Annotated in this window: 13 protein-coding genes; 10 read left to right on the top strand and 3 right to left on the bottom strand. The window is 65.9% G+C overall.

The features are described from left to right. The first annotated feature begins 224 nt into the window (after positions 1 to 224). On the top strand, positions 225 to 527 hold the full coding sequence (locus tag F3087_RS38795) for a putative quinol monooxygenase (RefSeq protein WP_150407151.1): 303 nt from the start codon (positions 225 to 227) through the stop codon (positions 525 to 527). 196 nt (positions 528 to 723) lie between these two features. On the opposite strand, the gene F3087_RS38800 is transcribed toward F3087_RS38795, so the two are convergent. Then, on the bottom strand, positions 724 to 1620 hold the full coding sequence (locus F3087_RS38800) for a LysR family transcriptional regulator (RefSeq protein WP_150407152.1): 897 nt from the start codon (positions 1618 to 1620) through the stop codon (positions 724 to 726). 70 nt (positions 1621 to 1690) lie between these two features. Here F3087_RS38800 and F3087_RS38805 point away from each other — a divergent pair, with 70 nt between their 5' ends. From F3087_RS38805 to F3087_RS38820, 4 genes are all read left to right on the top strand, one after another. Next, positions 1691 to 2008, top strand: coding sequence for a hypothetical protein (locus tag F3087_RS38805; protein ID WP_150407153.1), 318 nt, complete (start codon positions 1691 to 1693; stop codon positions 2006 to 2008). Beyond that, entirely contained in the window at positions 2005 to 2484 is a 480-nt protein-coding gene (locus tag F3087_RS38810; RefSeq protein ID WP_150407154.1) for an SDR family NAD(P)-dependent oxidoreductase, read from the top strand. Before F3087_RS38805 ends, F3087_RS38810 begins: the two co-directional genes overlap by 4 nt. Further along, on the top strand, positions 2481 to 3551 hold the full coding sequence (locus tag F3087_RS38815) for an amidohydrolase family protein (protein ID WP_150407155.1): 1071 nt from the start codon (positions 2481 to 2483) through the stop codon (positions 3549 to 3551). Before F3087_RS38810 ends, F3087_RS38815 begins: the two co-directional genes overlap by 4 nt. Before the next feature lie 2092 nt (positions 3552 to 5643). Then, entirely contained in the window at positions 5644 to 5928 is a 285-nt protein-coding gene (locus F3087_RS38820) for a hypothetical protein (protein WP_150407156.1), read from the top strand. A gap of 389 nt (positions 5929 to 6317) precedes the next feature. On the opposite strand, the gene F3087_RS38825 is transcribed toward F3087_RS38820, so the two are convergent. Continuing rightward, positions 6318 to 7205 (bottom strand): ADP-ribosylglycohydrolase family protein, encoded by an 888-nt coding sequence (locus tag F3087_RS38825; protein ID WP_150407157.1) that lies wholly within the window; start codon positions 7203 to 7205, stop codon positions 6318 to 6320. Positions 7206 to 7358: 153 nt separating this feature from the next. After that, positions 7359 to 7976: a TetR/AcrR family transcriptional regulator gene (locus tag F3087_RS38830; RefSeq protein WP_150407158.1), complete on the bottom strand. Its 618-nt coding sequence runs from the start codon at positions 7974 to 7976 to the stop codon at positions 7359 to 7361. An 80-nt stretch (positions 7977 to 8056) separates the two neighbouring features. Between F3087_RS38830 and F3087_RS38835 the strand changes: the two genes are divergently transcribed. The 5 genes from F3087_RS38835 to F3087_RS38855 all read left to right on the top strand — a co-directional run bounded on the left by F3087_RS38835 (position 8057) and on the right by F3087_RS38855 (position 13325). Then, a complete protein-coding gene (locus tag F3087_RS38835; protein ID WP_150407159.1) occupies positions 8057 to 9619 on the top strand; it encodes an FAD-dependent monooxygenase in 1563 nt (520 codons plus the stop codon). Between the two features lie 145 nt (positions 9620 to 9764). Continuing rightward, positions 9765 to 10733 carry a DMT family transporter gene (locus F3087_RS38840; RefSeq protein WP_150407160.1) on the top strand — a complete coding sequence of 323 codons (969 nt, stop codon included), beginning with the start codon at positions 9765 to 9767 and terminating at the stop codon, positions 10731 to 10733. Between the two features lie 153 nt (positions 10734 to 10886). Then, entirely contained in the window at positions 10887 to 11615 is a 729-nt protein-coding gene (locus F3087_RS38845) for a DUF3137 domain-containing protein (protein ID WP_223885684.1), read from the top strand. Continuing rightward, positions 11612 to 12214, top strand: a complete 603-nt coding sequence (locus tag F3087_RS38850; RefSeq protein WP_150407162.1) for a LemA family protein — start codon at positions 11612 to 11614, stop codon at positions 12212 to 12214. The genes F3087_RS38845 and F3087_RS38850 overlap by 4 nt, the downstream gene beginning before the upstream one ends. A 157-nt stretch (positions 12215 to 12371) precedes the next feature. Further along, positions 12372 to 13325 carry an NAD(P)-dependent alcohol dehydrogenase gene (locus tag F3087_RS38855; protein ID WP_150407163.1) on the top strand — a complete coding sequence of 318 codons (954 nt, stop codon included), beginning with the start codon at positions 12372 to 12374 and terminating at the stop codon, positions 13323 to 13325. Positions 13326 to 13504: the final 179 nt, after the last annotated feature.

The following is a 13504-nucleotide window of genomic DNA, read 5'->3' on the forward strand; positions in this document are numbered from 1 at the left end:
TGCGCCGACCTATTGAGACCAAGGGCACTTTGGCGCGTTCGGTCCGGGTCGCTCCGGATACGGCATAAATCGCCCGATTCGGGTTTCGTTGCGTTGAGGCTTGGAGCCAGCCGGGCTACGCATTTCTACGCGCTCGGTCGCACTCAGGCGCAGGGTCTGGTGTTTGTCTCGCCCAGGCCCGGGTAGAGCGTCCGTTCGAAGCGTGTCCAACCGAAGGAGGAATCATGGTACGAGTCGGTCTGCTGGTCCGGGTACAGGCAAAACCTGGCAAGGAATCGGAAGTAGCGAAGTTCTTGACAGACGCGCAAGCGATCGTCGAGCAGGAGCCTGACACTCGGGCTTGGTTTGCCGTCCGGTTCGATGCGTCCACATTCGGCATCTTCGATGTGTTCCCCGACGACGCGGGCCGGCAAGCCCATCTGGCCGGCGGTGTAGGCACCGCGCTGGGGCAGCACGCCGAGGAACTGTTCACCGTTTCGCCTGCGATCGAGAACGTCGACATCCTCGCATCGAAGCTTCCGACATAAGCCCGCAGGCATAGCTAGGCCGGGAGAGACGACGGCGAGGCTTCTCTCGCCGTCGCCCAGACGCGGTCCGAGTCCGACGGGAAATTCCGAGTCCGGGATGCATCTGGTGACAAGTCTTCCCAGCAGGTCTGGCCACCGTTCCGAAATCGCCGCCCACTACCGCTGATGACACGGGAGCACTGCACGGACATCGGCATTATGGCGCGTGCGGATCCGGGTGGTGGTGGTTCGGTCGAGGGCCGGTCGGAGTGGGCACCCGGCGTGTCTCGAGCGCGGCGGCCACGAACGCCGCGACCAGTGGTCGGTGGTCCTGCGCGTTCCAGGCGAGGACCAGGCGGCTGGGTGGCGCGTCGGCTACCGCGACGCACACCAGGCCGGCCGGGACCGGCTCTACCAGTGAGCGCGGCAATACGCCGATCACCCTGCTCACCGCGATCATGTGGAGTAACTGGACCACGTCGACGACCTCGGGACCGGTGCCGTCGCCTCCGGGGACGCCTTTCCAGCGTGGCAGCGTTTCACCTGCCAGATCGGACATTCGCACCGCGGCGCGTCCGGCCAGCCGATGTCCGGACGGGACGATGAGCACCCGGTCCTCGATATACAGCGTCTCGTGGGCCAAGCCGTGCAGGTCGTCGAACGGCGCGTAGAGCAGGCCGACGTCGGCCCGGCCGGTGAGCAGGAAGTCCGTGCGATCCGCGGGACCGCTGAACATGATGTCTACCCGGCGGGCGTCGGGCTGGTGGGCGTACTCGGCCAGGATCGGCGACAGCAGGCCGGCGTCACCGCCGGGCTTGAGCACGAGTCGCAGGTGTGCCTGAGTGTCGCCGGCGCGCCGGGCGTTGCGGACGGCGGCGCCGACCGCGTTGAGCGCATGCCGTCCGTGTTCTTGCAACGCCTCGCCTGCCGCGGTGAGCTCGACGTGTCGGCTGGATCGGACGAAAAGCGGAACGCCGAGCCGGGTCTCGATCCGCCGGATCGCCTTCGACAGCGCGGGCTGGGCGATCGAGAGCCGGACGGCGGCCCGGCCGAAATGCAGCTCGTCGGCCACCGCGAGGAAGTACTCCAGCTCGCGAGTCTCCAGTTCGATCATGCCTACAGGTTATCGCCGGATGCCGAACAGATCTTGGACACCAATGACCGAATGCAAGAAGAATTGCTGCATGATCAACCATACGATGATCGTTTCCTTCGATCAGCCGCTGCCCGATAGCACGCTGGATCAGTACCTCGCAGATATCGAACAGGTTCTGCTCGGCAGTGGTTCGGTGCAGTCGTTCGCGGCCCGCCGCCACATCGCCGTCCCGGGTGAGGAAGCGATTCCGGCGCTGATCGCGACCGCGATCGTGCAGATCGGCGTCGCGGACACGGACACACTGGCGAAGGTGTTCACCGTGCCCGGTATACACGAGGTCATCCACCGCTGGCAGTCACGGCACCCGTACCGGGTCGCCTGGGCCAACCACGAGGCACTGATATGAGCGGCGTTTCGCGCCAGGTGGGACTGGTCACCGGCGCGGGCAGCGGGATCGGCCGCGCGGCGGCAGTGGCGTTCGCCCGCAACGGCGCCGCGGTCGCCGTGCTCGATATCGACGAGCGCGCGGCAGCCGAGACCACCGAGCTGATAGCGAAAGACGGCGGAGAAGCACTCGCCGGTGTCGTCGACATCGCCTCCAACGGCGGCCTGTACTCGATCCCGAACGCCCCCGCGTACGTGGCTGCCAAGCACGGCATCGTCGGACTCACCAAGGCCGCCGCGGTCGACTACGCGCACAACGACATTCGGGTCAACGCGGTGTGTCCCGGCCCGACCCGCACACGACAGGCCGCCACGACACCGCTCGGCCGGTTGGGCACCCCGGAAGAGGCCGCGGCAGCCGCGGTGTGGCTCTGCTCCGATGCCGCCTCCTACATCACCGGAGTCACGCTGTCGGTCGACGGCGGGCGGCGGCCATGAGCACGTCGGGCCGCGGGAGAGTCGTTGCCGTCGAGGAGCATACGGCCACCGAGGAGTTCCTGACCGTCGCGCACGGCCTGGACGTCGTGCCGGGCGACGAGGCCGAGATGACTCTGATGCGTACGGTAGAGGGCTCACCCGAGGTCCGCGCTCGGCTCGTCGATCTCGATACGCGGCTGCGGGAGATGGACGAGCTCGGTCAGGACATGGCGGTGCTCAGCCTGAATCCGCCCGGGGTCCAACCCTATCCAGCGGCCGCCGCGGTGCCCCTCGCTCGAGAGTTCAACGACGCGCTGGCCGCGATCGTGCGCCGGCATCCGGACCGCTTCGGCGGGCTGGCCACGGTGGCGCCGCAGGATCCGGTCGCCGCGGCCGCCGAGGTCGAGCGGGCCGTGGGTCCGCTCGGACTGCACGGCGTCATGATCAACTCGCACACCGGCGGCCGTTACCTGGACGAGCCGCAGTTCGCACCGCTGCTGGAAGCGGCCGAGGCGAACCGAGCGCCGATCTACCTGCACCCGCGGGCACCGAGCATGCTCGCCGCCTACCGCGACTACGGCCTGCCCGGAGCGATCTGGGGATACCAGGCCGAGGCCGGCCTGCACGCCATGCGGCTCATCCTCAGCGGCACCCTGGACCGCTACCCAGGGCTGACCATCGTGCTCGGCCACCTCGGCGAAGGCATCCCGTACTGGCTGCGCCGGATCGACAACCGGCACGCGTTCGCGACACGGACAGCCGGAGCCGCTACGCCGATGCGGCCCCTGTCGATCGCACCGAGCGAGTACTTCCGCCGCAACTTCGTGGTCACCACCAGCGGCATCGACGATCCGGACGTGCTCGAACTGGCCCTGCGCACGGTCGGCGCGGACAACATCATGTTCGCGATAGATGCGCCCTACGAAGACCCGGCAGCCGCCCTGGCCTTCCTGCGGGACGCACCGCTGAGCGAAGGGCAGCGGACGGCGATCGGCCACCGTACGGCCGAGCGAGTATTCGGCATCGCTCCAGCCGGGCCCACCATCCCGGCGCCGAGTATCCGAAAATCGGCATCTCCGGAGGCTTAGAGAGCGGTCCGAGGTGGCTCTGGACTGTCGAGACGGAGCGGTCGAACGCCAGAGAAGTACGTCCCGTCCGTCCACCCCTGCCAGCGTTAACACTGACTCAGCAAACCCTCGGCTCGGCCGTTCGTGCGGGTGGGCCTTTCCGCCTTCGCTGCCGCTACCTTCGCTGCCGCGATAGTGCCGCGCCTGCCCACGTTATGAAGAGACCTACCCTCGGCCCTGTCTCTATCGGCGGTCCGTCGACGCCACCAGGTCCCGGCGACACCACCCTCCGGATCATGGGCGCAGTCCCGGGCGTGCGCGGAAGCGCTCCGTCCTCTTCGCCGACGCCACCGGCACCAACTACAAGAAGGGCGCTTCTTCCCCGAGTTTGAAGTGCGAGCTGCATGAGATCCGCAAAACGTCTCTGAGACGAGCGTGAAATGGATATGAGATGGACGATTCATACCGTCGCTCGCATGAAGAATTCGATTATCGGCCGCCTGTTGGTGTCGGCCGCTACTGTCGCAACCCTCGCCGGAGCTGCGGGCACCGCCCACGCGGATGACCTCTGGTTCTACGTCGGGGACTATCCAGGAGGGGGCTCGCCTGCAGACATTATGTGCCAACTGACAAGCGTTGCAGCGCAGTGCTTTCCCAACGAACCCACCTACACGATACCGGGCGAGAAGCCCAGGACGTGCGTCGCGTTCCCGACTCTGACGCTCGCACGATCGGGCCCCGCAGTCTCCGGCTGGACGTGCCAGGCGAGGGTTGGCTCGGCCAACGCTGTGAAATGGGAGCTGGGACACTCGGAACAGGTCGGCCTGTTCCGTTGCTCTGCCTCCGGCACCGCCGCAGCTCCCGGCGTAGTCTGCCTGCGATACGACAGCAGTGGCAACGGTTTCGAGGTCTCTCGCACCGCGTATCAGCTCCGCGACGGTGCCTGAGCGATGCGGCAGCACAGGAGCAATTCGATCATCGGCCGCTTCGTTGTGTCGGCCGCCGCTGTCGTCGCAACCCTTACCGGAGCCGCGGGCACCGCACACGCGGAAGACCTTTGGATTTACATCGGTAACTACGACAGTGGAAGCGGGACGGCAGATGTTGTATGCCGCATGGCAGCCACCGCGGTGCAGTGCTTTCCCGTCGAGCCCACCTATACGCTGCCCGGCAGACAGCCGTCGACATGCTCGGGGTACCGGCCCGCGCTGACGCTCGCGGGATTGGGGCCCGCAACCGCGAGGTGGACGTGTGCGGGAAATATCGGCTCCCCCAATGCAGTCCGCTGGGAGCCGGGGCATTCGGAGCAGTTCGGGCGTCTTCGTTGCGCGGTCTTCGGCCCGGCCGAGGCACCCGGGGTGTCTTGCACGCGATACGACGGTAGTGGTATTGGATTCGATGTCAGCCGCACCTCGTACCAACTCCGAGATGGTGGTTGACCTCCCATACGACATCTGATCATCGCCGACTCGTGCCTGCGGGCGCGGCGCTCACCACCATCGGCGGAGCGGCAGGCGCCAACCCTGTTCCGCTCGACCCACCCTGACTATCCGCCCCGGCCTGCGCCGACTGCTCTAGCAGCCCTCCGCGTACTCGCTCATCGGCAGATCCGGACGTTGCAGGCGCGTTGAGGGCAGGCCACCGTGCGCCCGGAAGGCGCGCTCTGCGGTATGTATGGCATGCGAATACGAGATGCACTGCTGGACAAGTGATCAGGAGGAATTGATGCAGCTCGCTTCTCGGTCGATGCCTGCATGGGTTCCTCGTGATCGTCCGTCCAGTAGCGGTCGGTGCTGTGGGCGCGACTGCCCGCGGGACGGGCGAAGACCTGCCTGCGGCGTTCGCGCATCGGCGTGCGGGTGCGTCGGAAATCCTTGCCGGTCAACCAATTCGGGCGGCTGATCAATGCCTGCGGAGGGACAAGAGTGGACGGGCTGGCTCGATCTACTCGACGGGAGGGGGTTGGATGAACACCACAGAGTCTGGTACAGCACCCACCCGTGGCGGTGTCCGCTGCTCGGACTGCTGAGCATCGGTCTCCGGTTCTGGATCAGTACTCATCGGGCCGCGGCATTGCAGTGCGTTCGAAGAGGGAGGGGTGTGGGGAGCACCTGTGGCGGACGAAGGCGAGTGGGGTGAAGACGAGTATGTCGAGCTGCTGGAACGGGAGCATCGGCGCTACGCATGGGTGATGGAGCGGTATGGCGGGCGAAAATCGAAGGAGGCGGAAGCCGGGGCTTCGACGTTCTACTACTACGAGGATCCTGGTGAAGAGTCTCGCCTACTGGTCTTTCGCGATGAGGCTTGGCACTGGGCGATGCGGCACTTGCACGACCTCTACTGGATCTCGCACTCCGAATTGACCCGCCCATCGATCGAGTATCGAGCCATCGACTGACACCCTTTCGGAAGACGAGACACATCGCCGGCTGGCTCGGCCGCGCTGCTAATTCCGAAACCAGCTCGCGCGGAAGAAGACTCGTCGCTACGGCGGACGTCAGGTTTGCCCATAGTGAGGCGATTGAGGAGTTTGCCATGTCGATGCGGTTCGAACTCCATCCCGAGTCCGGTAGCGACCTTGCAGGTCTGAACCGGGCAGATGGGTTGTCTCTCGGTTTCCAGCGAGTCGGCGGTTATCAGGCGCCGCAGTATCGTGCGTTGCCGACACTGAGATGATCTCTGCCCGTTGACCTTCCACAGGCCCGCGCGGACCGCTTCAGACCGCGCGGGTATACGGCAACGTAGTGCGTTCGCCTATCTGCGGAAGAGCAGGGCTCGCTCCCTGGATCATCGTGTGAGCGTGATCGCCCATTCTGGTAGCGCTTCGCAACGGTCGAGCCAGTTACGCGGTATGCCGTCGGGAGTCGCGCGGGCACCGAGGACCCCGCCGATGATCGCACAGGTCGTATCGATATCACCGCCGGCCGCAACGGCTGTCCAGCACGCGGAGGCGAAATCATGCCCGTGGTGGGCGACCACCCAGAGGCTGAAGGGCACGGTATCGAGCGCGGAGGTGGCGTGGCCGACGCCCAATTCCGCAGCGGCAGTGCCGGAATCGTGGATGGACTTCGCATGTCTGAGCTTGTCTCGGACCGGCCCGTCCGACATCTGAGCAGCGACCATATCGAGGAATTCGGCTCCATGGAGCTGCGGTTTCGCCGCGGATAGGGCGGCAGCAATCGCAACAGCGACTGCCCCCGCCACGGCATCCGGGTGAGCATGAGTGACCTCCGCTGAAGCCGTGGCCTCGATGACAACCCGATCGATGTCGTCGGCAAACCACGCGCCCAGCGGCGCTACGCGCATCGCGGCACCATTTCCCCAGGACCCCCGACCCTCACGGGCTTGTTGGGCGAGTTCGCGCCAGTGAAGGCCCTTTTGGCGGATCAGGCGCAAAATCCGGCTCGTTCCGGGGCCGTATCGGCGATAGATGTCGTAGTGCGCGGCGAACGATTGGGTCAGCGCGTCCTGACCGATTCGGCCGTGTTCATTCAGGACCGCGAAGATCGAACACGCCATCTGAGTGTCGTCGGTCCACAACCACGGACCGGGCAGCACTCTCCGCTCCCGAAGCGCGCCGTGATTGATCGGATCGTCGAAACACGACCCGAACGCGTCCCCCACCGCCAGGCCCCGCAGCGACATCAGCGCCAGTGATCGGCCATCAAAGCTCATCCGACCAGTCTGGCAGGAACCAAAATCCTCACCGCAGAATCGATCTCGGGTAAACGCAACACATCGGCATTGCTGGGAGTTTCGGGTGACTTTGTCATCTGTAGCGTCAACCTTTCTGGCCATCCAGATCAGGCCAAAAGATTCAGGTCGGATTCAGTCCTGCTGATCTCGTTCGGGGGGCCGGACCAGCGGCAGGAAAATGCTGTCGACGATGTCCTCGATATCCGCGTCGCTCATCGGCTGCATCGTCATGAAGAGGTGGTGACGCAGGAGGTCGACGGGGAGCGCGCGCAGTCGCGGGGTGACTCTGGCTGGGTCGAGCTCGCCGCGTTCGGCGGCTGCCGCCAGGATCTCGTCGAGTACGGTCGACGGCTGCCCGCTCAGTGAGATCTCGCGCAGGTCGGCGAGGGTTGTGCCGGTTTCCTGGTAGTAGCCGCCGAGCTGCACGCCCATGACGGTGGCGAGATCGCGGCGGGAGTCGTTGAGGGTGCGCAGCAGGGAGATGAGGTCACCGCGGAGGGTTCCGGTGCGCGGTGTCGTGACCGGTCGTATCCGGCTGGCGTGCGTCATGGTGGCGTGCAGTAGCTCGTGCCGGCCCGCCCAGCGCCGGGCCAGGACCGGGCGGCTGGTGCCGGCGCGGGCGGCGACGGCTTCGAGGGTGAACCCGGCGTAGCCGTGCTCGAGCAGTACGGCCCAGGCAGCGTCGAGCAGCGCTTCCTCGAGTGCCGCGCCGCGGCGGCGTTGAACCGATTGAGCCTCATTAGGATGCACTTGTGCATCTTATCAGATCGCCGTACGCTCGGATTCATAAGATGCAGTAGCGCATCTAAAGACTGTTCGTGGAGGAAGTCATGAACCCGATTCAGACCGAAGTCCTCGTCATCGGCGCCGGCCCGGTGGGTCTCACCCTGGCCTGCGATCTGGCCCGTCGCGGCGTGGCCTGTCACGTCGTCGAACGCGTGGACGCACCCAGCCGCGCCTCCAAAGCCAAAGGGATCCAGTCACGTTCGCTCGAGGTGCTCGACGATCTCGGCGCCGTGGACTACATCGTGCGGCAGGGCATCGCGGAGCTGCCGGTGCGTTTCCACGATCCGTCCGGCGTCGCGGTCGATCACCCGCCGGCCACCGTCCCGGCTGCGGCCTACTTCCACACCCCTTACCCCAACATGCTCTGGATCGGGCAATTCGATGTCGAGCACGCGCTGCGCGAACGGCTGTACCAGTTGGGCGGCGCGATCGAATACGGCGCGGAAGCGATTGCCCTGAAACAGGATTCGGACCACGTCGCGGTGACCGTGCGAACCGCGGCGGGCGAGCGCACCGTCGAGGCGCGCTATGCCGTGGGCGCGGACGGCGGCAAGAGTGCCGTCCGCCACCTGATCGATCTCCCACTGATCGGCGAGACTCGCGACACCGAGCGCTGGTATCTCGGCGATGTCACCGTCGCCGGACTGGCACGCGACCGCATACACGTCTTCACCTCGGCCTCCGGCATGCTGATCCTGACGCCCCTGCCCACTGCCGATATCTGGCAGCTGCAGAACCGGATCCCCGACGACGCGGACCCGGCCGAGCCGTCGCTCGAGCTGTACCAGCGCCTGCTCGACGACCGCAATGCCGGCCTCACCCTCACGAGCGCGACCTGGCTCTCGATCTACCGGGTGAACATCCGCATGGTCGACGATTACCGCCGCGGCCGGGTGCTGCTGGCCGGCGACGCCGCGCACGTGCATTCGCCCGCCGGCGGACAGGGCATGAACACCGGCATCCAGGATGCCTACAACCTCGGCTGGAAGCTCGGTGCGGTGATCGCGGGCGCGGCCCCGGACCTGCTGGACAGCTATGCCGCCGAACGCATTCCGGTCGCCCGGACCGTATTGGCGCTGAGCACGCAGCGGTTGAACAGCGTCGTCGGTGGCGCGAACGGCGATATAGCGGAGGCGGCCGACGCGATGTCCAAGCTCGCCGACAGCGCACTGACCACCGGGCTCGGCATCCACTATGGCGATCGCGCCGCCGCCCACGGTGCCGCGCATCCGGTTGCCGGTGACCGCGCCCCGAACGCCGCCGGGTTGCGCGGCCCCGGCGGCACGCTCGGCCTGTTCGACCTGACCCGCGGTCCGCAATGGACCCTGCTCGCTTTCGACATCGACGGCAGCGCAAAGGATCTCCTCGAGCCCCTCGGATCCGACCACCTGCACGTGTACCGGATCACCAGAACTCCCGGCGACGGAATCTTCGACGGGGACGGCGAATTCGAGCAGCTCTACACGCCCGCCCCCGGAGAGATGCTGCTCATCCGGCCGGACGGTTACCTCGCCGACCGCCTCCCCGGCACGGATTCGAACCCGGGGAACAGCGTGAGCGCATTGCTGCGGTTGATGCCCGCATCGTCGGTGAGCAGCGCGGGATAGGTCCGGCCCCGCAGGAGGTGTCCGCCCCCAAAAATGGTGCTCCCAGCAGTGGGGTCCGATCGATAAGCTCAAGTTGCGGTTTGCAATTCGCTGTGCTTCGAAAGGACTCCTCGTGCTCCGATCGCGCAGGTCTGCCGCGGCTGCGATGGACACGGGGACGACTCCCCGGACGCGGCTGGCTCAGGGGCTCGTTCCCCTGACCGGCTTCGCGTTCCTCACTGCGGCACTCGATGTCTTTGCGGGCAACCAACTTCAGGCGCACGACCCGGCGACGGTCGCGGCGATCTCGTTCACGCTCGCCGCCGTGTTCTTCCTCGGCGGTGACCTGATCCGCCGCGGCCCGGCGGCGGCGCTGCGTCCGCTGCGGGACAACCGCTACGACGTGATCATGATCAACGTGACGACCGCCGTGACCTGGCTGTCGATGCTGTACGCGCTGAAGTTCCTCGAACCGGCGATCGTGAACGTGGTGGGCCTCGCGCTCGGCCCGCTGCTGACCGTGCTGGTCAGTCCCGTGCTGCGGCCGGGGACGAAGGTGCTGCGCACCGAGGTCGTCATCTCGCTGCTCATCGGCGTGATGATCGCGATGCTGGTCTGGGGCTCGTTCACCGGACGCAGCGCGGTCGGCGAACGGTCCACCGCGGACACCGCGATCGGCATCGCGCTCACACTGCTCACCGGGCTGGGCTCGGTGACGAACGTGATCTACTCCAAGCGGCTGAGCGAGGCGGACCTGAAGCCGCAGTCGGTGCTGGCGGTGCGGTTCTTCCTGATGCTGGCCGTGACCTGGACGCTGGTCGCGCTCAACGAACATCCGGGCGTGCGGACGGCGTTCCTCCCGTCGCTGCTGATCGCGGTGGTCGGCGTCGCGGTGCCGCTGTATCTGCTGCAGGTCGGCATCAAGCACACCGAGCCGATCACCGCGTCGATCCTGCTCACGCTCTCACCGCTGTTCGCGTTCTTCCTGCAACTGCCCGACCAGCGGCTCACCCCGTCGATAAGCACCTTCGCCGGCGTGGTGGGGATCGTCGCGCTGGTCGCGATCAGCACGGTGGCGCGGACCAAGCACGACGCGAGGGTCGCGGCTCGAACCTCGACTGTCAGCTCTTCGTAAGAACATCGCAAGCCTCATGAAGATCATTGAGGCATCCGCGCCGGCGGTGTGACACGAGGAGAAGCAGTGGGTGGCATGGCCGATGATCAGAGTGCGAGGGGTCCGATCTGGGCGCGGCCTCGCCTGCTCAACACGTTGACGTTCATTACGTTCGTGGTTCTGGTGATTGTGCAGGGCATCTGGTGGCGCGATCACGGGAGACCGGTTTCGTGGGTACTGTTGCCCGCCACGCCGTTTCTGGCCTTCTTGCCCTCGGGGCTGATCGTCAAGTCGTTCCGGAAACGATGGACCGCGCAGTGGGCCGAGCAACACGGGTTCAGTTATCAACGTGCCGCGGATTGGGCGGTGCCTGCGTGGAACTTCCCGCCGTTCACCATCCGCCGGGCGCGGCGCATGCGGGTTCGGGACGCGATGCAAGGCAGGGTCGGCGCCTATCCGGCGAGCTTCTTCCATCTCACCTGGCTCAACAACAACAGAATCAATATGAGCACCCACTACCGGAATGTTTTCGTTCTGGAACTCCCCGCGGCGCTGCCCCGGCTGACGATGGGCCCGAACTTCGACACCACCGCCGGCACCCGGGTCGAGTTCGAATCCGCCGACTTCAACGACAAATTCGCGGTGTACTGCTCGAATCCGGCTTTCGCGCATGCGGTCTTCACCCCGCGCACCATCGACCGGCTGATCGACCTCGGCAAACGCGAACCAGCCGTGTTGCTGACCAAATTCGAGATCACCGGGAATCGATTGGTCGGCGTAACCACGCTCGGCAATCGCCCCTGGGAGATCGGCTCGGTCTTCGACGTGATGCGGGTTGTCGCCGAAGGCATCCCACGGTTCGTGTGGTCCGATAACAGTGCACCGGAAAGGAATGTGGCATGAGCAGCACCGTCGGCATCCTCGTGGCCTTGGCCGCAGCGCTGATCGCGGTCCTCTGGTACTTCGCGGTGTACAACGATTTTGTGCGGTTGCGGAACCTGGTGGCCGAATCCTGGCGGCAGGTCGGAGTCGAACTGCAACGCCGCCACGACCTGGTGCCGAATCTGGTTGCCACAGTTGAGCAATCGGCAGCCTTCGAACGCGGAAGTTTGGCAGCAGTGGTCGAGGCGCGCAATCGTGCCCACGTTTCGATGTCCTTCCCGGAACATCGAGTCGCCGACGTCTCGGAAGTTGCCACTGCGGAAAACGCTCTCACCACAGCGTTGGGCAATTTGCGGGCTCTCGCCGAGCAGTACCCGACCATGGGCACCGTGCGAAACTACCGGGCGTTGCAAAGCGACCTGGCCGATATCGAAGACCGGATCGCCGCGGCCCGGCGCTTGTACAACGGCAATGTGCGGGCGCTGAACACAAAGATCGAATCCGTGCCCGCCGCCGTCATCGCTTCAATCCACCATGTTTCGCCCGCCGAATACTTCGAGATCAGCGGTCCCGAAGCGGGGGAGGTAATCGACGTCGGCCGGCTGTTCGGCGCCTCGTGAACGCCGGCCGCGATCGGGAGTCCGACCGCGCTTGCTATTTGCCCTCACGTTCTAGGCGTCGGGCACGTTCGTAGTCGACGCACAGGTCGCGGGGTGACCCGCCGACTAGAGTTTGTCATGTGTCAGGCTGTCGCTCGATCCTCCGCGCCGGTATCGCATGAGGGCCGTTGTGTACGACCGCTACGGTGGCCCCGAGGTGCTGTCGATCGCGGATGTCCCAACGCCCTCGCCGGCGCCGAAACAGGTGCTGGTCCGAGTGCATGCGACGTCGATCAACCTCTCCGACTGGGAGACACTGCGGGGGACGCCGCTGTATTCGCGCTTCGGCGGGCTCCGGGCACCTAGGCGCCCGGTTCTGGGATCCGATATCGCCGGACGGGTCGAAGCCGTCGGCTCCGAGGTCACCCTGTTCGCGCCGGGTGACGAGGTCTACGGCGACAATCTGATGCTCAAGGGCGGATTCGCTGAATATGCCGTGGCTCCTGAATCGGCGCTGGCTCACAAACCGGCCTCGCTGAGCTTCGCCGAGGCGTCGACCCTGCCCCAAGCCGGGGCGATCGCCCTACAGGGTACGGCCGATATCGCTGCCGGAATGTCGGTGTTGATCAACGGAGCGGGTGGCGGATCCGGAGCGTTTGCGATCCAGTTGGCCAAGAGTGCCGGGGCGCATGTGACTGGGGTGGACAACGCCGACAAGTTGGCGTTCATGCGCACGCTCGGCGCTGACGACGTCATCGACTATCGCGCTGGGGATTTCACCCGAACCGGACCGTACGACCGGGTGCTCGACCTCGTCGCCCACCGCTCGGTCTCCGCCTACCGCAGGTCGGTCGCGCGTGGCGGCCGGTACCGCTGCGTCGGCGGCACCACAAGCGCGTTGCTGCGGATGACGACGGTCGGCGTGCTCGCCGGACTGGTGACCGGGCGTTCTCTCGGAGTCCTCGCGGTGAAGGAAGGGCCCGAGCACTTCACACCCCTCTCGGAGTCGTGTGTCGCAGGACAGATCGGAATCCACATCGACCGCAGTTTCCCCCTAGACGAGACCGCGAACGCGCTGGCCTACGTCGGTGCGGGACGCGCCCTCGGCAAAGTGGTGGTCGAGATCCGCTGATCGATACCACCGGATGTTCTGTGCCGCAACCGATCTGGCCCGCCAGCTACCACGCTATGGCCGCTTCGCTCAGCACGAAGTATGGGTGCTTCTGCGGCAACGAGCCCCGACCGGTCCCGCCATCCATCGGAAGGTGAATCGATCTGCCAACGCCGTAGTATTGGGGCCTGACTATCACG

Source organism: Nocardia colli, from assembly GCF_008704205.1.
GTDB lineage: Bacteria > Actinomycetota > Actinomycetes > Mycobacteriales > Mycobacteriaceae > Nocardia > Nocardia colli.

Excerpts from the sequence above, each read along its gene's own strand:
- F3087_RS38795 (WP_150407151.1), top strand. The coding sequence starts at position 225 with ATGGTACGAGTCGGTCTGCTGGTCCGGGTACAGGCAAAACCTGGCAAG.
- F3087_RS38800 (WP_150407152.1), bottom strand. The coding sequence starts at position 1,620 with ATGATCGAACTGGAGACTCGCGAGCTGGAGTACTTCCTCGCGGTGGCC.
- F3087_RS38805 (WP_150407153.1), top strand. The coding sequence starts at position 1,691 with ATGATCAACCATACGATGATCGTTTCCTTCGATCAGCCGCTGCCCGAT.
- F3087_RS38810 (WP_150407154.1), top strand. The coding sequence starts at position 2,005 with ATGAGCGGCGTTTCGCGCCAGGTGGGACTGGTCACCGGCGCGGGCAGC.
- F3087_RS38815 (WP_150407155.1), top strand. The coding sequence starts at position 2,481 with ATGAGCACGTCGGGCCGCGGGAGAGTCGTTGCCGTCGAGGAGCATACG.
- F3087_RS38825 (WP_150407157.1), bottom strand. The coding sequence starts at position 7,205 with ATGAGCTTTGATGGCCGATCACTGGCGCTGATGTCGCTGCGGGGCCTG.
- F3087_RS38835 (WP_150407159.1), top strand. The coding sequence starts at position 8,057 with ATGAACCCGATTCAGACCGAAGTCCTCGTCATCGGCGCCGGCCCGGTG.
- F3087_RS38840 (WP_150407160.1), top strand. The coding sequence starts at position 9,765 with ATGGACACGGGGACGACTCCCCGGACGCGGCTGGCTCAGGGGCTCGTT.
- F3087_RS38850 (WP_150407162.1), top strand. The coding sequence starts at position 11,612 with ATGAGCAGCACCGTCGGCATCCTCGTGGCCTTGGCCGCAGCGCTGATC.
- F3087_RS38855 (WP_150407163.1), top strand. The coding sequence starts at position 12,372 with ATGAGGGCCGTTGTGTACGACCGCTACGGTGGCCCCGAGGTGCTGTCG.